The sequence below is a fragment of the Acinetobacter sp. AYS6 genome (assembly GCF_025630795.1).
GTDB lineage: Bacteria > Pseudomonadota > Gammaproteobacteria > Pseudomonadales > Moraxellaceae > Acinetobacter.
Genome location: NZ_JAOTNV010000005.1, coordinates 377,117 through 395,725 on the forward strand (window position 1 = coordinate 377,117; position 18,609 = coordinate 395,725).

General features: G+C 41.6%; 15 protein-coding genes. 9 read left to right on the forward strand and 6 right to left on the reverse strand.

The genetic code is table 11. The features are described 5' to 3' along the window. Nucleotides 1-104: 104 nt before the first annotated feature. Nucleotides 105-560 (reverse strand): MarR family winged helix-turn-helix transcriptional regulator, encoded by a 456-nt coding sequence (locus tag OD757_RS06565; RefSeq protein ID WP_263031279.1) that lies wholly within the window; start codon nt 558-560, stop codon nt 105-107. Nucleotides 561-630: 70 nt separating this feature from the next. Beyond that, a complete protein-coding gene (gene mhpT / locus OD757_RS06570) occupies nt 631-1,863 on the reverse strand; it encodes a 3-(3-hydroxy-phenyl)propionate transporter MhpT (RefSeq protein ID WP_263031280.1) in 1,233 nt (410 codons plus the stop codon). Nucleotides 1,864-2,112: 249 nt separating this feature from the next. Here mhpT and OD757_RS06575 point away from each other — a divergent pair, with 249 nt between their 5' ends. The 8 genes from OD757_RS06575 (at nt 2,113) to OD757_RS06610 (ending at nt 11,765) form a co-directional block, all read left to right on the forward strand. Continuing rightward, nucleotides 2,113-2,952 carry a p-hydroxycinnamoyl CoA hydratase/lyase gene (locus OD757_RS06575; RefSeq protein WP_171056853.1) on the forward strand — a complete coding sequence of 280 codons (840 nt, stop codon included), beginning with the start codon at nt 2,113-2,115 and terminating at the stop codon, nt 2,950-2,952. Between the two features lie 37 nt (nt 2,953-2,989). Further along, nucleotides 2,990-4,441: an aldehyde dehydrogenase gene (locus OD757_RS06580; RefSeq protein WP_263031281.1), complete on the forward strand. Its 1,452-nt coding sequence runs from the start codon at nt 2,990-2,992 to the stop codon at nt 4,439-4,441. 81 nt (nt 4,442-4,522) lie between these two features. Beyond that, nucleotides 4,523-6,409: a feruloyl-CoA synthase gene (locus tag OD757_RS06585; RefSeq protein ID WP_263031282.1), complete on the forward strand. Its 1,887-nt coding sequence runs from the start codon at nt 4,523-4,525 to the stop codon at nt 6,407-6,409. A gap of 74 nt (nt 6,410-6,483) precedes the next feature. Then, the gene (locus OD757_RS06590; RefSeq protein ID WP_263031283.1) at nt 6,484-7,623 is read left to right on the forward strand and encodes an acyl-CoA dehydrogenase family protein; all 1,140 of its coding nucleotides are present in this window, start codon (nt 6,484-6,486) and stop codon (nt 7,621-7,623) included. An 81-nt stretch (nt 7,624-7,704) separates the two neighbouring features. Continuing rightward, entirely contained in the window at nt 7,705-8,955 is a 1,251-nt protein-coding gene (locus OD757_RS06595) for an OprD family porin (protein ID WP_263031284.1), read from the forward strand. 57 nt (nt 8,956-9,012) lie between these two features. After that, nucleotides 9,013-9,549 carry a DUF3237 domain-containing protein gene (locus OD757_RS06600; RefSeq protein WP_263031285.1) on the forward strand — a complete coding sequence of 179 codons (537 nt, stop codon included), beginning with the start codon at nt 9,013-9,015 and terminating at the stop codon, nt 9,547-9,549. A 42-nt stretch (nt 9,550-9,591) separates the two neighbouring features. Beyond that, a complete protein-coding gene (locus OD757_RS06605) occupies nt 9,592-9,981 on the forward strand; it encodes a PaaI family thioesterase (RefSeq protein WP_263031286.1) in 390 nt (129 codons plus the stop codon). A 32-nt stretch (nt 9,982-10,013) separates the two neighbouring features. Continuing rightward, the gene (locus OD757_RS06610; protein ID WP_263031287.1) at nt 10,014-11,765 is read left to right on the forward strand and encodes a tannase/feruloyl esterase family alpha/beta hydrolase; all 1,752 of its coding nucleotides are present in this window, start codon (nt 10,014-10,016) and stop codon (nt 11,763-11,765) included. Nucleotides 11,766-11,839: 74 nt separating this feature from the next. Here the strand turns inward: OD757_RS06610 and OD757_RS06615 are convergent, their stop codons facing one another. The 4 genes from OD757_RS06615 to gudD form a co-directional block, all read right to left on the reverse strand. Then, a complete protein-coding gene (locus OD757_RS06615; protein ID WP_263031288.1) occupies nt 11,840-12,553 on the reverse strand; it encodes a FadR/GntR family transcriptional regulator in 714 nt (237 codons plus the stop codon). 241 nt (nt 12,554-12,794) lie between these two features. Then, nucleotides 12,795-14,381 (reverse strand): aldehyde dehydrogenase (NADP(+)), encoded by a 1,587-nt coding sequence (locus tag OD757_RS06620; RefSeq protein ID WP_263031289.1) that lies wholly within the window; start codon nt 14,379-14,381, stop codon nt 12,795-12,797. A 30-nt stretch (nt 14,382-14,411) separates the two neighbouring features. Then, nucleotides 14,412-15,323, reverse strand: a complete 912-nt coding sequence (gene kdgD / locus OD757_RS06625) for a 5-dehydro-4-deoxyglucarate dehydratase (protein ID WP_263031533.1) — start codon at nt 15,321-15,323, stop codon at nt 14,412-14,414. A 267-nt stretch (nt 15,324-15,590) separates the two neighbouring features. Continuing rightward, a complete protein-coding gene (gene gudD, locus OD757_RS06630; RefSeq protein WP_009387747.1) occupies nt 15,591-16,925 on the reverse strand; it encodes a glucarate dehydratase in 1,335 nt (444 codons plus the stop codon). Nucleotides 16,926-17,209: 284 nt separating this feature from the next. Between gudD and OD757_RS06635 the strand changes: the two genes are divergently transcribed. Continuing rightward, on the forward strand, nt 17,210-18,568 hold the full coding sequence (locus OD757_RS06635; RefSeq protein ID WP_263031290.1) for an MFS transporter: 1,359 nt from the start codon (nt 17,210-17,212) through the stop codon (nt 18,566-18,568). Nucleotides 18,569-18,609: the final 41 nt, after the last annotated feature.

An 18,609-nucleotide genomic window follows, 5' to 3' on the forward strand; every position in this document is an offset into this window, starting at 1 on the left:
TCGATGCTAGCAAGTTCATTTGTAAAATGAAATAAATTTTCTGTTTGAATCAGTGCTTAAGCATTTCTATTAAGTTTAAAAATTAATTTACAACAGACATTCGTTCAAAGGTTTTTAAGATTATTCACCATAATATCGAGGTTATTACGAATTAAATAAGCCAAATTGATATCAATACCCTCCAGCATTTTTTCTTCAACTTTTGAAACCACTTCATTGCATTTATTGAGCTTATCAATACCGCTTTCAGTCAGGGTAATTAAAATACGGCGACCATGTGTAGGGTCAGGTTTTTTCTCGATCCAACCATTCACCAGTAAATCTTGCAGAATTTTGTTGGCCGATTGCGGCTTAATGAAAGAGCGCTCAGCAAGCTTGGCATTGGATACATTACTTTTTGAAGCTAAAACAGAAAGTGCAGTAAATTGCGGCAAGGTAATTTCAAGCTCTTTTAAATGTTCTGTTAAATGTTTACTAATAATTCGGTCAACACGAGCAATCATGTAACTTAACTTAGGCTCATCTTCTACTTTTTTTGGAACTAAATTCGAACGTACCATAACCTTTCAATCATCATAAGAAAATCTGTAATGAAAGTATGAGGCGCTAACCCCATACTTTCGTTAAAACTTAGCGAGCACCTGAGCTTTGTACTAAATGTACAGGCTGTTTAGGTTTTTTGACAAGAAGTAATGCAGAGATCGCTGCAATTAAAATCACTGGAATGCTTGAACCAATCACGATGGTCGAGCTTTGTCCAAGCGAGAGTAAAAACCCAGCCATTAAAGGCCCAGCAAAAGAACCGATACGCCCAATTGCAACTGCTGAACCTACACCAGTTCCCCGCATTTCGGTTGGATAATACATGGCAGCCAGACCATACAACGCCGATTGTCCACCCACAATAAATAAACCACAACCCACTGCCGAAAGTGCAAGTAAAGCAACTGTCGGAGAAATTGCTAAACAGCACAGCGAAAATAAAATGCCGAGATAAATTAATTTAATCACAAAACTCATGCGTAATTTATCAAGCAATACACCCATCAGGATTGAACCTAAAATTCCACCAACGTTGTAGCCCATCTGTACATAGTTTGCCTGAAGTTTCGATAAGCCTTGCGCGCCCATCAGCAACGGCAACCAGTTCAACAGGAAATACAGTACAACGAGCGTACAGAAAAAACTGACCCAAAGCTGAATGGTCGACATACGACGTTCTTTCGCAAATAAAACTTCCAAGAATGGCGTGGTTTTTTGCGCTTGACCTTTACGTTGTAGATAATCATTTGACTCAGGTAAAAAGCGAATAATGAGTGGAATGAGTAAAATAGGCGCAATACCACCAATATAGAAAATATGACGCCACTCTGCATCACCTGCCAACGACATAGCAACGACAGAAGTAAGTAACCCACCAAAAGGAATACCGCTGTACATAATACTCACCGCGGTCCCTTTGTGCTGGTCAGGTACAGCTTCAGATGCCAGTGTAATCATCATTGGAAGTGCCCCACCCATTCCTAAACCAGTACAAAAACGAATGAGTAATAGCAAACTAAAGTTAGCAGCATAAGCCGTTAGCAAAGACATAATTCCAAAAAGTAAAATACTAAAAATCAGAATTTTCTTACGCCCGACAATATCGGCAAATCTACCGCCTAATATGGCACCTGGTAGTGTTCCTAAAATTGCAGCACTAAATGCCCACGCCATCTGAGCATTATCCAACATAAACTCAGCCCGCATTCGTGGAGCGGCTACCCCCATTGATTGAAGATCAAAACCTTCAAAAATTGCTATGGCAAAGCACAGTAGCAACGTGATTTTTGCCCTTGAAGGCTGTCCTGATATTTTTTCCATTGTGTTGTCCTTTATTGACTAGTCGTTCCATTTAGCCCTTTGTGTATTATTGTTTAAACACACCAAAAAATATCAGTTAAACTTACTAAAAAATCAACATATTTTTATATTAAATAACCAATAAAATTAATTAATATTTAAAATACAATGGATTATAAAATATTTATGAAATTTAATAAAAAAGACTTGAATGTAAGTTTAACTGATATTAAATTAAATCCCAGAACAGCTAAAAATCATTCAAGGAGTATGAAGATGAGTTATGAAAACCGCTGGGAAACAGTAGATGTTAAAGTTGAAGATGGAATTGCATGGGTCACCCTGAACCGCCCAGAAAAGAAAAATGCCATGAGCCCAACACTCAACCGTGAAATGATTGATGTGCTTGAAGCGATAGAACTTGATCAAAATGCACGTGTGCTTGTGTTGACAGGTGCAGGTGATTCTTGGACAGCAGGCATGGACTTGAAGGAATATTTCCGTGAAGTCGATACCCAACCAGAAATTTATCAAGAACGTATTCGCCGCGACTCATGCCGTTGGCAGTGGCAACTTCTTCGCATGTATTCAAAACCAACCATTGCAATGGTTAACGGTTGGTGCTTTGGAGGCGGTTTCTCACCTTTAGTGGCTTGTGACCTCGCAATTGCAGCAGATGAAGCAACTTTCGGTTTATCTGAAATTAACTGGGGCATCCCACCGGGCAACCTTGTAAGCAAAGCAATGGCAGATACCGTAGGTCACCGTGCATCTTTGTATTACATCATGACGGGTAAAACCTTTAGTGGTAAAGAAGCTGAAACCATGGGCCTTGTGAATAAAAGCGTACCGCTTGAACAGCTAAAAGCAGAAGTGACTGAACTTGCAAATTGCTTACTTGAGAAAAACCCTGTGGTTCTTCGTACCGCTAAAAATGGCTTTAAGCGTTGCCGCGAACTGACATGGGATCAAAACGAAGACTACTTATATGCCAAACTTGATCAATGTATCCACCGCGATACGGAAAATGGCCGCCAAGAAGGTTTGAAACAATTTTTAGATGAAAAATCAATTAAACCGGGTTTACAGAGCTATAAACGTACTGGTTAACTTTTGATTTTTTAATGGCAATGTAAGGACACAACCCATGCAAAATGTACAGTTACTTATTCACGGTCAATCTGTTGATGCATCAAATCAGGCAACTTTTGAGCGTATTAGTCCAATTGATGGATCAGTGGCAAGTAAAGCCGCTGCTGCAACTTTGGAAGATGTTGATCGTGCAATAGACTCGGCACAACAAGCTTTTAAAGTATGGTCGAAACTCTCGCCTACCGAACGTCGCTTACGTTTGTTAAAAGCAGCCGATTTAATGGACCAAAAAACCGAGCAATTCATTGAAACTGGAATGCACGAAACAGGTTCAACTGCAACATGGTATGGGTTTAACGTTCATCTTGCTGCCAACATGTTACGTGAAGCCGCAGCCATGACCACACAAATTGATGGAAGTCTGATTCCGTCAGATGTGCCGGGCAATCTTGCGATGGGTGTGCGAGTTCCTTGTGGTGTGATTGTAGGGATTGCACCTTGGAACGCGCCTGTCATTTTGGCAACACGTGCACTTGCCATGCCTTTGGCTTGTGGTAACACGGTTGTGTTAAAAGCATCGGAAGCTTGTCCAGCAACGCATCGTTTGATTGGCGAAGTGTTATACGAAGCAGGACTTGGTGAAGGTGTGGTGAATGTGATTACCCATGCCGCCGAAGATGCCCCACAAATCGTGGAGCGCTTAGTGTCTCATCCAGCCGTTAAACGCATTAATTTTACCGGTTCAACCAAAGTCGGAAAAATTATTGCCGAGACTGCGGCTAAATATTTAAAACCTGTTTTACTTGAATTGGGTGGTAAAGCCCCTGTTGTGGTTTTAAATGAAGCTGACATTAATGAAGCCGTAAATGCAGTTGCTTTTGGAGCATTCTTTAATCAAGGGCAAATTTGTATGTCGACCGAACGTGTTTTGGTTCAAGACAAAATTGCCGACCAGTTTATTGAAAAGCTGATTGAGAAAACCCGCTCTATTCGGGCAGGTAATCCGATGTCAAAAGACAATGTACTGGGTGTTTTAGAAAGTCGACGCGCTGCAAACCGCATTCAGCATTTGCTAGAAGATGCCCAAAACAAAGGAGCTGACTTACCTTTAGGCATCCATATTGAAGACACCACCATGCAACCGACGTTGGTGCTCAATATTAAACCTGACATGCTGCTTTACCGCGAAGAATCATTTGGACCTGTATGCACAGTTCAACGTTTTTCAAGCATTGAAGAAGGCATAGCACTGGCAAATGACAGCGAGTTCGGTCTTTCTTCAGCAGTGTTTAGCCAAAATATTTCACAGGCATTGGAAGTCGCTCAACAAATTGATTCGGGTATTTGTCATATTAACGGCGCAACCGTACATGACGAAGCGCAAATGCCATTTGGCGGAACAAAATCGAGTGGTTACGGACGTTTTGGTAGTAAAGTCTCTGTTGCCGAATTTACTGAACTACGCTGGATTACTATTCAGACCCAATCACGTCATTACCCGATTTAGTCAGGCTAATGCGGACAACAACATATTAAATAAAAATTGCATGATGCAAAAAATAAAGCGCAGTGATGCGCTTTCCATGGAGTGAAAGAAATGCAAATGAATGCCACTCAATCACAAGACCGCGAACGGTTCGTAAAATTAGGGCAACATGATATTCATTATCACCATAAAGATGACACGCTCTATATCAGCCCAAAAGAGCAATTAAAACCGTATCCACAAAAACTGACAGATCGGTTAATTCATTTTGCACAAACCAAACCCGAACATATTTTTGCAGCAAAACGCAATGCTCAAGGCGAATGGGTCAAACTGAGTTATGCAGAAGTTCTACAACGCGCATGGCATATTGCTCAGGCTTTGCATGACCGCAATTTAAGCCAAGAAAGACCACTCGTCATTTTAAGTGGCAATGATCTCGAACATTTAACACTCTCTATGGGTGCCATGCTGGCGGGTGTGCCTTTCTCGGCTATTTCCCCTGCCTACTCTCTGATTTCTCAAGACTTTGGCAAACTCAAACATGTGTTTGAAGTGCTTACACCTGGTATGGTTTATGCCAGCGATGGACAAGCTTTTGCCAAAGCCATTCAGGCATGCATTACATCCGATATTGAAGTGGTAACCAATAAAGGGATTGTAGGCGATCAGATCTGCACGTCTTTTCAATCGCTGTTAGATACGCCCGTTTCAAATGTTCAAGAGTTTTACCAAACCCTTGATGAAAACCAGATTGCCAAATTTCTATTTACATCAGGTTCAACCAAATTGCCTAAAGCTGTGCCGACCACACATTTAATGTTGTGTGTTAATCAGCAAATGTTATTGCAGACTTTCCCTGAGTTTGAAGAAACGCCGCCTGTCCTACTCGACTGGTTGTCTTGGCACCACACATTTGGCGGCAGTCACAATGTCGGCATCGCACTCTATAACGGCGGTACGATTTACATTGATGATGGCAAACCCGTTGCAGGAAAATTTGACGAAACCATTCGTAATCTCAAAGAAATTTCTCCAACTGTTTATTTAAATGTGCCAAAAGGTTGGGAAGAACTCACCGAAGCGTTAGAAAAAGATGAAGAATTAAGAGACCGCTTTTTTGCCAAAGTTAAAATTTTATTCTTTGCAGGTGCTGCGCTCTCAGAAGCGGGCTGGAACAGACTCGATAAAATTGCTCAGCAACATTGCGGAGAGAAAATTCGCATTATGAGCGGATTGGGCATGACCGAAACTGCTCCCTCTTGTGCTTTTACAACTGGCCCACGCGTAATGGCTGGCTTTATTGGTTACCCTGCTCCGGGATGTGAAATTAAGCTAGTACCATGTGGTGACAAACTTGAGTTTTGCGTTCGTGGCAAACACGTCATGAAAGGCTATTGGCGCTTAAAGGCGGACCAGCAAAGTACTATTTTTGATGATGAAGGCTTTTTCCATACAGGCGATGCCGTTCGTTTAGTCGATATCAATGATCCGACTAAAGGCCTAATGTATGACGGACGAATTGCCGAAGACTTTAAACTCAATACGGGTACTTTTGTGAATGTCGGCACACTACGCAACAAAGTACTGATTCAAGGTAATTTACTGATTCAGGATGTTTGTATTACTGGTTCAAATCTAAATGCTATTGGCTTTCTGATTTTTCCAAAATTAGAAGCATGTGCTCAATATGCAGGTCTTAAGCTGGGCGAACATTCTGCAGCAGAGATACTGCAACACCCTAAAGTCCAACAATGGTTCCGCCAATTTTTAACGACCTTTAATAAAGATGCGACTGGCAGCTCAAATACAGTCTCAATGCTTTATTTAATGACCGAACCACCTCAGTTAGATGCCGGTGAAGTGACCGACAAAGGCAACCTCAATCAAAGCAGTATTACGAAACGTCGTGCCGCTTTAATTGATGAGCTTTATCAAAAGCAGACTGATAACCCGCTGATTATACGGGTGCCCACCTTAAAACAATAAGCAATTGAAATAAAAAAGGAAGCTCAAACTTCGGTTTGGGCCTTAGCCTCACTTTTGCCTAAAAAAGGTTCAACATGCCACACGATACAGAATTTGAACTATTTCGGGACAGCTATCGCAGGTTCTTAAAAGAACAGGTTGCTCCTTACTACGAACAATGGGAACACGATGGCCTCATCCCACGTGACCTATGGCTTCGTCTTGGGGAAAATGGCTTTTTGTGCGTCGATGTACCCGAAGAATATGGTGGCTACGGTGCTCCTATTCATTACTCACTCATGCTGGTTCAAGAAACTGCTCAAGCTGGTTTTGCATCTTTGGCGGTTGCCATTGGCGGGCAAAATGAGTTGGTTTCTCCTTACATACAAAATATTGGGTCTGAGGAACAAAAACGCTATTGGTTACCAAAAATGGTGACAGGTGAAGTCGTCACTGCAATTGCCATGACCGAAGCGAATGCTGGCTCAGACCTACAAGCTATACGCACTCAAGCCATTTTAGAAAATGACCACTACCGTATTAATGGTTCAAAAACCTTTATCTCAAATGGCTTGCATGCCGACCTGATCGTTCTGGTTGCGAAAACTGATCCGCAAGCTAAAGCAAAAGGTATTTCGATTTTATTAGTCAATGCCGCTTTAGATGGCGTTAAAAAAGGCCGTTCATTACAAAAAATCGGGCTACATGCTCAAGATACAGCCGAACTATTTTTTGATGATGTTTATGTGCCTACAACTCAGCGTTTAGGTGAAGAAGGACAAGGCTTTGCTTATTTAATGCAAGAGTTACCTCGTGAACGTTTAAGCATTTCAATGATGGCGTTGGGGTCAATTTTAGGTGCCATAGAACTGACCAAAGACTATGTATTAGAACGTAAAGCTTTCGGGCAACCTTTAAGCCAAATGCAAAACACGCGCTTTGTTCTCGCAAACGCGCAAATTAAAGCCAAAGCCGCTCAAGCTTTTGTAGACCAATGTGCAGCACTGTATCAACAACAACAGTTAAGCGTGACTCAAGTTGCCGCACTGAAATGCTTTATTACCGATGTCCAATGTGAAGTGATTGACCAATTACTTCAGCTTTTTGGTGGCTACGGTTACATGCAGGAATACCCGATTTCACGCTTTTTTGTGGATGCGCGGGTACAAAAAATTTATGGGGGAACCAATGAAATTATGAAAGAAATCGTCGCCCGAGAACTGCTCGGAAAATAATTCGATTTAAAAACCAAACAAGGCAGACACAACAACTATGCCTTGTTGAAAACAAAAAATGTTATTTCAGGAAGAAATGCTATGTCGAAATTATGGATGTACTCTACCCTTATGCTCTCAAGTTCAGTGTGGGCTGGCAGTTTTATTGATAACAGTTCAGTAGAACTCACCACGCGAAATTTCTATTTTGACCGCGACTACCAAGAGCAATCCACTTACCCTGCTGCCAAGGACTGGACACAAGGGTTTATTCTTAAAGCCAATTCAGGTTATACCGAAGGGACTGTCGGTTTTGGGCTGGATGTGCTTACAACGGCAGGTTTTAAACTCGATGCCGATGCCGAGCACGGAGGTACAGGAAACTTACCTAGAGACACCCGCACCAATGAACCTGCCGACTCTTATGGCGAAATTGGAGTCACAGCAAAAGCAAAAATGAGCCAGACCGAGCTACGCATCGGTACATTAATGCCAATGAATCCTGTTTTAGTAGCTTCACCTGCTCGTTTGCTTCCTCAAACCTATCGAGGCATTTCACTGACCAGTAAAGATATTAAAGACTTCGACTTACAAGCGGCCTACCTTGATAAAGTAAATCATCGTGATTCGACCAACTATGAAAAAATTAAAATTTCTGGGGTAAATGGAAGATTTAAAAGTGCCGAAACTGATGGACTCTATTATTTAGGTGGAAACTATCAGTTTAATCCTGCATTGAAGCTCACCGCTTTTTACATGGATGTTGATGACCTTTATAACCAAACCATGGTCGGTGCCTTACATCAACACAAAATTAATGACACCACTAATTTTAGCTCGCAATTACGTTACTACCGCAGCCGCGATGATGGACAAGCAAAAGCAGGCTTAGTCGATAATGATCTTTATCATGCGCACTTCGAACTCAAACATCAAAACCATAAATTTATTTTTGGGACTTTCCAGCACCACGGTGACACCGCGTTTCCGTATTTGACTGGTGGTGAAACTGGACTTCTGATTGATACATGGCCGGGTGAGTTTTTAAACCCAAAAGAAAAAGCCTATAGCTTCCGTTATGAATATGACTTTAAAGATTATGTACCGGGTTTACGTTTTATGACCCGTTACACCACAGGTCACAATATTTATGCACCCAACTTAGGCGGAACTAATCTAAAAGAACGCGAAACAGACTTTGATTTAGGCTACACCGTTCAAAGTGGCTGGTTAAAAAATCTAGGGCTACGCGCGCGCTATGCCATTTATGACAACAACATGCTCTCTACAGCCAACATCAAACCTGTAAACGAAACCCGTATCAACATCGACTACACATGGAAATTTAAATAATTCAAAACGAGAGGTTCTGTCACACATAGAACCTCTTTTTATTTCAGGAAATTCATCATGAAGAAAGTTGTAACGTTACTCTGCGGAATTTGTTTCATTGGCCTGACTCATGCCGAAACGCAATATAGCCCGCCACCTATTCAGCTTGAGCCTTTAGCAAAATTTAGTGTTGATCTAAATGCGCCTGTTTGGGAATTAGGCACAACCAGTGACGCAGGTAAACGCCGAATTATTCCCATTACAGGTGGAACATTCGAAGGAAAATCACTTAAGGGCCGCATTTTAAATAATGGCGCAGATTGGCAAATCGTTGACAGTAAAGGTCTGGCCATTATTGATACACGATATTTATTAGAAACCGACGACGGCGCACTGATTTATCTTCAAACCAAAGGTTACCGCCATGGCGCGGCAGAAACACTAAAACAGCTTGCCCAAGGCAAAGATGTCGACCCGAAAAACTACTATTTCAAAATCACCATGCAGTTTGAAACTAGCTCACCAAAATATTCATGGCTCAATCAGACCGTTGCGGTAGGCAGTGCAATGCGCTTGGGCAAAGCAGTTGTTTATGATGCCTATACGCTGAAATAACAATTTTTATAACCCCATACAAAAAAGGAAGGACTCTTCATTATGGACCAAAAAAATTTAGAAAACTTACCCCCAATCCACCATCATTTGGGTGGTCATAACATTCATTGGAATGAAGAAAATACTGAACTCACCATCTACTACACAGCACTGGAAAGCTTTACCAATCCACGCGGCACCGTTGAAGGCGGCATGATCTGCGCCATGCTTGACGATGTGATGGGACTTTTTGCATATCTCGCCAATGACCGTAAACCAGCCACCACCATCAATTTAACCATGGATTTTTTAAGACCCTGTGCTGTAGGCGAAGTCATTACAAAATGCCGATTCATTAAACAAGGCAAAACTGTACTGAATATTGAAAGTGAAGCTTGGCAAAACAACAAAATGATTGCACGAAGCACAGCTAATTTTCTGGTTTTAGATTAATTGCGACCATTCATTCAATAAGGATATGAATAATGAATTACACCAACAATAAACGAATTTTGACCCACTCCGTTTTAGTACTTGCCATGTTTGGTGCTTTGACGGGCTGTGGAAGTGATAATGATGACACAACGGTTCCCTCAACCACTAAACCACCTCAATTGACTCCTGCCGTGGGCGTAAAAATGACAGGAAGCTGTACGGACTTACTCGGATTTCAATACAACAATACCGTTATTAGCTCTGCCACCCTTCAAGAAACAGGCACATTGACGGTCGCCAATAAACCGATTGGCGCACATTGTTTGGTTAAAGGTTATATGGATCAACGTGTAAGCCCTGTCGATGGACAAACTTATCAAATTGGTTTTGAAATGCGCTTACCTGTTGACTGGAACGGCCGTTTTCTCTATCAAGGCAACGGCGGAACCGATGGTAACTTAGTGCCTGCAACGGGTCAGGTCGGCAGCGGTGGTCCACTGACCAATGCTTTACATGATGGTTTTGCGGTCATTTCTTCCGATGCTGGACATAATGCCTCACAAAATCCGATGTTCGGTTTAGACCCTCAAGCTAGAATTAACTACGGCTACGGTGCGATTACCAAACTCACGCCTATGGCAAAAAACCTAATTAAAACAGCATATGGTAAATTGCCAGACCGCTCCTATGCAGGCGGAACATCGAACGGCGGACGGCATGCCATGATTGCCGCAACCCGTTTGGGCGACCAATATGATGGAATCTTGGCAAGCACACCGGGTTTTCATTTACCTCGCGCAGCCGCGGCTCAGCTCTACACAGCGCAGCAGCTTCGTCGTGTCGCAACAGATGAAAATGACCTAAGTACTGCTCTTACTCTTCCAGAGCGTAAAGTTTTAGCAAAAGCGATTTTAGATCGATGCGATACTTTAGACGGTGTTGCAGATGGCTTGGTTCAAGATGTCGAGGCTTGCCGTACAGCTTTTGATATTCACAACGATGTACCCGTTTGCTCAAGCACAAGAGATGGCACCTGCCTAAGCACCGAACAAATTGATGTATTAGCCAACATTTACCGCGGTCCTGTAAACTCTGCTGGACAAGCGCTCTATGCAACCCAACCTTTCGACCCCGGTTTAGTGGGAAGCAACTGGGCAAGCTGGAAATTCGAATCTTCGGTGGGAACAGCGCGTGACCCAGTTGCAGTCGGCATTCTTTTTCAAGTCCCACCAGACCCAACTGTGACTCAAAATTCTAGACAATTTGCCTTTAATTTTAACTTCGATACCGATTATCCAAAACTCTCGGCAACCAATGATGTTTATACTGAAAGTTCGATGTCTTTCATGATGCCACCCGATGAACTCAATCTGGATAAACTCCGTAATCACGGTGGAAAAATGATTGTGGTACAAGGCACAGCAGACGGCGTTTTCTCTGTAGATGACACCCAAAATTGGTACGATCAACTGCTACAACACTATAAAAATGATGCAAAAGGTACAGCACCTGAATTCGCACGTTTCTTTAGAGTTCCGGGCATGAACCATACCCGTGATGGCATTGCGACCGACCAATTTGACGCACTCACAGCTTTAGTCAACTGGGTTGAATATGGCCAAGCACCTGACAAAATTATTGCAACCGCACGCGGCGCAGGTAACCCAAGTGGACAAGTGAATACTGAGCTTCCACAAGACTGGGCACCAGACCGCACCCGTCCACTTTGTCCTTACCCACTGATTGCCCGTTACAATGGTCAAGGCAATAGCGAAAAAGCTGAAAACTTTAGCTGTAAATAACACCCTATAAAATTTAAAAGAGAGCTTAAATAAGCTCTCTTTTTATCTTACTCTGCCTAATCTTAGCTCAAGCTTTACTGCTTAAATTTTTTAATACTTTTAGACAGATGAGCTCGCATCATTTGTCGGGCCAACAAACCATCCTGATCGACAATTGCGTTATAAATATTGACATGATCATGATGAACCGCTTTTAAATATTCTTCACGGTTTTCTGGGCTTTGCTCAATCGATTTTAAGCGTGCACGCGGAATAATTTTTTCACCCAGATACTTTAAAAAATCAACAAAATATTGGTTTTCAGAAGCTTCAGCAATGGCAATATGGAAATCATAATCAGCTTTTACTGTGCCATCATTTTCATCTGAAGAAATATGTCGTTCAAAGTCTTCAAGCGCAGCTTTCATTTTATCGATATGGATTTGCTTACGGCGCTCTGAGGCTAAAAAGACAGCTTCCGATTCAAGGCTAATTCGAAGCTCTAGTAAAGAAACAATATCGTTAATGGTTTCTAAACTGGCATTAGACAGCAAAAAATTCTGTTCAATAGTCTGCTCTTTTACAAAAGTACCAATCCCGTGACGAGTTTCGACAAACCCTAAAGAACGCAACTCAGTGATGGCTTCACGAATAACAGAACGGCTTACTTCAAAAGTTTCAATTAATTCAAGTTCGGTCGGAATTTTCTCTCCAACTTGGAAGTCTCCAGACTGAATTTTTTCGATCAGTTGTTCTACAATAATCTGGCTTAGTTTTTTTGTTGATCTAGGTTTAATTGCACTAGACATAATCTGAAGAACTCATGAAATGTTGAAAAAATTAGAAAATTCATTTTACTATAAACTTAGACGATAGTCATATTCGGTTTTTAGACCCCTAAGTTATTAAAAATAAAATATTTTATCTCGCTTATCAAACCCTCACACATATTTAAAAAGTAAGCAACTTGTGCTTCTGTTGATATTTAATAATACGTTGAATAAGTTAAAAAATATGCAGCTCAATAGCGTTGATTGAGCTGCATAATTTTTAAATTTTGGCCTGAGTTAATTGCCCATTGACCAGACGAGTAATCTGTAGTGGATTACTATCTTTTAATGCATCGGGTAATAAAACTTGTGGTGTATTTTGGAAACATACCGGACGCAAGAAACGCTCAATCGCTCCCGTACCTACCGAAGTTCCGCGTGCATCACTCGTTGCAGGGAAAGGACCACCATGCACCATTGCATCAGACACTTCAACTCCTGTCGGGAAACCATTAAACAATACACGGCCAGCTTTACCAGTTAGCAAATGAAGAAGCTCGCCTGCTTCGGACAACTCATTTTCATCACCAATAATGGTTGCCGTGAGCTGTCCACCTAAAGCCTCGATCCCTTTTAACAAAGTCGCTTCATCCTCTACGCCAATCACAATCGACATTGGCCCGAAAACTTCATGTTGTAGTTTTGGGTTGCCTGACAATAAAACAGATTGGTCCGCTTTAAATAGATGTGCTTTTGCTTGAGAAACTAACTCGGTGTCTTGTCCTGTCGCAATAACTTCAAAACCAGCTTCACTGTTTAGAGCATCAATACCTTGACGGTAGCTTTTTAAAGTTCCTTCATTCAACATGACCTGAGGCACAGCTTTTTGCGTGCTTTCAGCTAAAGCTGCTACGAAACTGTCAAATTCAGGACCTTGTACGCCTAAAATTAACCCTGGTTTTGTACAGAACTGACCACATCCCATATTAAATGAGGCAACCGTATCCTGTGCAATTTGTTCACCACGAGAACTCAGCGCTTGAGATAAAACCACTACAGGGTTCACACTCGACATTTCAGCAAAGAATGGAATTGGCTGAGGACGGCTCTGCGCAAGGTTATAAAGTGCCATTCCGCCTTCAAGAGAACCCGTAAAACCAGCTGCCTGAATCAGTGGATGTTCTACCAAGTTTGCGCCAATACGACCGCCAAAAATCATATTGAATGTGCCTTTAGGCATATCGCAAACTTCGATTGCTTTTTCAATGGCTTCTGCAACAAGCTCAGCAGTTGCCATATGGCCAGAGTGTGCTTTAAAGACAACCGGGCAGCCTGCTGCTAAAGCAGCTACGGTATCACCGCCTGCAGTTGAAAATGCAAGTGGGAAATTACTCGCGCCAAACACAGCAACCGGTCCTACCCCAACTTTATATTGACGCAAATCGACACGCGGCAAAGGCTTACGTTCTGGTAATGCCACATCAATACGAGCACCGTAAAAATCGCCACGGCGTAAAAGTTCAGCAAACAGTCGAAGCTGACCCGTAACACGGCCTGTCTCTCCTTGAAGACGAGCAAGTGGTAAGCCTGTTTCAAGTGAAGCGACTTCTTGCAGGTTCGCACCTAATGCTTCAATTTGGCGAGCAATTTCTTCAAGAAAAGAGGCACGTTGCTCTTGAGAAGTTTGGCTGTAAACTAAAAAAGCGTTATGTGCAGCTTGAGCAGCTTGATCCACTTCTTCAAGGGTCGCCTGACTAAATACATAACCTGTTGGCTGATAGTCTTTTGCAGCTATACTTTCTAGAGCTGGCGCATTTGCAGCAACGCGTTGACCATTAATAAACTGCCGACCGTTATTTTTACTCATTTTAAAGCTCCAATACCTAAACAGTTAGAATTATTGCGGACCAAGTGTCGCAATGAGCGCAGCCAAATCTTCATAGTCTGCTTGAGTTAAATCACTTAATGGTGGACGCACTGGACCTGCGTCGTGCCCAACAATCTTGGCACCTGCTTTAATCATGCTTACCGCATAACCTGATTTACGGTCGCGAATTTTAATCAGTGGTAAGAAGAAATCTTTAATTAAACGATTCGTTGTTTCAAAGTCATCACTGCGAAGCGCGTTATAAAACTCCATTGCAGTCTTTGGAATAAAGTTAAATACAGCAGATGAATAAACTGGGCAACCTAGGGCTTTATATGGGGCTGCAAAAACTTCTGCTGTTGGCAAACCACCTAAATACGACAACCGGTCACCCATCGTTTGAGTCACTGCCGTCATCATATCAATTTGACCAGAGCTGTCTTTAAAGCCAATTAAGTTCGGACACATCTCGGCTAACTTTTGGATTGAATCGAGATTTAATCTTGATACGCTACGGTTATAAAAAATTACGCCAAAGTCTACTGAGTTACATACTTGCTTAACGTGTTCGATCAAACCTTCTTGGCTTGCTTCAGTTAGGTAATGCGGCATTAACAAAATACCGTGTGCACCTAAGTGCTCTGCTTCTTTTGCCTGTTCAATCGCCTGACGTGTCGGACCACCTGCCCCAGCAATAATCGGTACACTACCTTTACAAGTGTCGACTGCAGTTTTAATCACGTCAGAATATTCATTTCCAGTTAACGAGAAAAACTCGCCTGTACCACCCGCAGCAAATAATGCACTTGCACCATAAGGCGCTAACCATTCAAGACGTTTTGCATAAGAAGATTTATTAAAGTCCCCATTTTGGTCAAAGTCAGTCACCGGAAAAGAAAGAAGACCATCAGAAACAATGTTTTTTAACTCAAGAGCATCCATTAGAAAATATCCATACATGTTTATGTTGTCAGACATCTTACATCATAATTTTTATTTTGATCAATATATTTTTCTTCTGAGAATCTAAAATTTTTAAATAGATAAAAGCTCATTACCAAAAATCATTTAACCTATTGTTTTATAAAATATAGTTAAAAATTCTTAATTTTACAGCTAATCGTTAAACATAAAAAAAAGCTGCCCATAGGGACAGCAAAGCATTAAGACAATTCAAAAAGTGAATTTTTCAAAAATAACGATAAAATATTAACGCACCAAACACGGCTTTTTATTATTAAACGACCAGTTTGGTATTAAAAATTGCATCGCATCGGCATCATTACGAGCTCCTAAACCTTTTAATTTATACAGTTCATGCGCTTGGTTAATTCGGTCCCAGTCCAGTTCGACACCAAGCCCCGGTGCTGTTGGCACCTGAATTTTACCGTCTTTAATTTCAAGCGGCGCTTTGGTTAGCTGATCTGTACCTTCTTGCCAAATCCAGTGTGTATCAATTGCCGTAACCTTACCTACCGCGGCAGCAGCAACATGGGTAAACATAGCAAGTGAAATATCAAAGTGATTATTAGAATGCGAACCCCACGTTAAGTTATACATATTGCAGAGCTGCGACACTCGAACCGAACCTTCCAATGTCCAAAAGTGTGGATCAGCCAAAGGAATATCAACGGCTTGCAATTGAATACTATGTGACATTTCTCGCCAGTCGGTCGCAATCATATTGGTCGCAGTGGGTAAGCCTGTTGCACGTTTAAACTCGGCCATAATTTCACGGCTTGAATAACCTTGTTCTGCACCGCATGGGTCTTCTGCATAGGCCAACACCCCTTTAAGATGTTTGCCTAAAGCAATTGCTTCATCTAAAAACCATGCACCGTTTGGATCGAGTGTCACACGCGCTTCTGGAAAACGGCGCGCGATTGCTGTAACCGCTTCAGCTTCTTGTTCACCCTGTAATACGCCACCTTTTAACTTAAAGTCTTTAAATCCATAACGATCATAAGAAGCTTCTGCTAAGCGCTGTACTGCCTCGGGTGTTAACGCTTTTTCATGACGGACTTTATACCAGTCATGGTTATGCTGAGGTGTAGTTGCATAGTCTAATGAAGTCTGTTTTCGGTCACCGATAAAGAATAAATATCCTAAAACTTCAACTTCACTACGTTGCTGGCCTTCACCAAGCAAACTTGCGACATTCACATTTAAATGCTTACCAAGCAAATCAAGTAATGCCGACTCATAGGCTGTTACAACATGAATTGTGGTACGTAAATCAAAGGTTTGATTGCCTCGGCCACCACTGTCACGATCAGCAAAAGTTTGCTGAATTTTTTTAAGTAAATTTTTATATTCACCAATCGGCTGTCCTTCTACCAAGGCTTTAGCATCATTTAATGTCGCTAAAATTTTTTCTCCGCCCGGAATTTCACCTACACCAATATTTCCAGAGTTATCTTCGATAATGAGTATATTACGAGTGAAATAAGGTCCATGAGCACCACTCAAATTGAGCAGCATGCTGTCATGTCCAGCAACAGGAATTGCTCGAATTGATTTAACGATAGGTGTAGAGGTCGCCATTAAAATACTCCTTGGCATATTGATGCTATTTTTTCATCACCAAAACTTATAAGACATCAGACAACTTGTCAATATAAACCCGCATAAAAATTATTTTTCGGCCCCACTTGCCAAAATAATATTTTTAATCATATGATGTCATACATCTAAAGACGCGGTTTTAGAACTAGGACTATAGAGTAGATACAGAATTCCGTTTTCTCATCTATTCTATCGATGAATTTGACATGACGTCACCTATTTCACGGATATGCAAATAGGTCGATTATTAAAAGAGTTTGTATATGGATAATTTGCAAACAAATATCGCTGTAGTGACTCAGCAAAGAGCCAAACATACGAAAACTCGCTACTACATTCTTGCGATGATTTTTTTGGTGACGGCGTTTAATTACGGTGATCGTGCAACCCTCTCAATGGCTGCAACGCCAATGTCTCATGAGCTAGGTATCGACTCAGTTACCATGGGATATATTTTCTCGGCCTTTGCATGGGCCTATGTGATTGGTCAAATTCCAGGTGGTTGGCTACTCGATAAGTTTGGTGCTCGCCGTGTGTATTTCTGGAGCTTGTTTTTATGGTCATTGTTCACTGTCTTAATTGGCTTTACCAATATTTTAGGTGACACAGCAACCATCATTACTTCACTCTTTGTACTCAGATTTTTAGTTGGTTTATCTGAGTCGCCTGCTTTTCCGGGTAACAGTAAAATTGCTGCTGCATGGTTTCCGACCAAAGAACGTGGAACAGCGGCTGCCATTTTTAACTCATCTTCCTATTTTTCCACTGTACTTTTCGCTCCTCTCATGGGCTGGCTTGTCGCGACTGTACATTGGCAATCTATTTTCTGGGTTATGGGTGGTTTAGGAATTCTACTTTCATTTATCTGGCTCAAGGTCATTTATAGCCCAACCAATCACCCAACAGTAAATCCCGAAGAAGTAAAATATATTGCTTCAGAAGGTGCTTTACTCGACATGGGTGAAAACAGCCAAAATGCTAAAAAAGAGAAAATTACATGGGGTAAAGTTAAGCAACTTCTTGCTTCCCGTATGATGCTCGGCATTTTTATTGGGCAATATTGTGTAAATACACTGACCTATTTTTTCTTGACTTGGTTCCCTGTTTACCTTGTCAAAGAAAGACATCTCAGCATTTTAGAGGCTGGTTTTGCAGCAGTTGCACCTGCACTCTGCGGCTTTGTAGGTGGAATTTTAGGTGGCTTGATTTCAGATAAATTAATTCGAATGAATTACAGCTTAAGCTTTTCAAGAAAGCTACCTATCGTAGTCGGATTCTTGGTTTCAACCTCAATCATTATGTGTAATTACGTCGACTCTCAAGCAGCAATTGTATTCTTTATGTCCTTATCTTTCTTTGGGAAAGGCATCGGCTCTTTAGGTTGGGCAGTCATGTCTGATGTTGCACCAAAAGAAATGGTGGGTTTATCAGGAGGAATGATGAATGCGTTTGGTAATACGGCAGGAATCGTGACCCCAATTGTGATCGGCTATATCTTAGCAAGTACTGGTTCTTTCAACCTTGCATTGACTTATGTCGGTGTGCATGCGATTGCAGCAGTGATTTGCTATACCGCTATTGTCGGCAAAATCCAGCGCTTCGAGTTAAAACCTACCTCTTAAAACTTTAAGTCATAACGCTTAACTAACTTAAGCGTTATGAC

Bases quoted from the DNA above. Each gene is read 5' to 3' on its own strand.
- OD757_RS06565 (WP_263031279.1), bottom strand. From the start codon at position 560: ATGGTACGTTCGAATTTAGTTCCAAAAAAAGTAGAAGATGAGCCTAAG.
- mhpT (WP_263031280.1), bottom strand. From the start codon at position 1,863: ATGGAAAAAATATCAGGACAGCCTTCAAGGGCAAAAATCACGTTGCTA.
- OD757_RS06575 (WP_171056853.1), top strand. From the start codon at position 2,113: ATGAAGATGAGTTATGAAAACCGCTGGGAAACAGTAGATGTTAAAGTT.
- OD757_RS06580 (WP_263031281.1), top strand. From the start codon at position 2,990: ATGCAAAATGTACAGTTACTTATTCACGGTCAATCTGTTGATGCATCA.
- OD757_RS06590 (WP_263031283.1), top strand. From the start codon at position 6,484: ATGCCACACGATACAGAATTTGAACTATTTCGGGACAGCTATCGCAGG.
- OD757_RS06595 (WP_263031284.1), top strand. From the start codon at position 7,705: ATGTCGAAATTATGGATGTACTCTACCCTTATGCTCTCAAGTTCAGTG.
- OD757_RS06600 (WP_263031285.1), top strand. From the start codon at position 9,013: ATGAAGAAAGTTGTAACGTTACTCTGCGGAATTTGTTTCATTGGCCTG.
- OD757_RS06605 (WP_263031286.1), top strand. From the start codon at position 9,592: ATGGACCAAAAAAATTTAGAAAACTTACCCCCAATCCACCATCATTTG.
- OD757_RS06610 (WP_263031287.1), top strand. From the start codon at position 10,014: ATGAATTACACCAACAATAAACGAATTTTGACCCACTCCGTTTTAGTA.
- OD757_RS06615 (WP_263031288.1), bottom strand. From the start codon at position 12,553: ATGTCTAGTGCAATTAAACCTAGATCAACAAAAAAACTAAGCCAGATT.
- OD757_RS06620 (WP_263031289.1), bottom strand. From the start codon at position 14,381: ATGAGTAAAAATAACGGTCGGCAGTTTATTAATGGTCAACGCGTTGCT.
- kdgD (WP_263031533.1), bottom strand. From the start codon at position 15,323: ATGGATGCTCTTGAGTTAAAAAACATTGTTTCTGATGGTCTTCTTTCT.
- gudD (WP_009387747.1), bottom strand. From the start codon at position 16,925: ATGGCGACCTCTACACCTATCGTTAAATCAATTCGAGCAATTCCTGTT.
- OD757_RS06635 (WP_263031290.1), top strand. From the start codon at position 17,210: ATGGATAATTTGCAAACAAATATCGCTGTAGTGACTCAGCAAAGAGCC.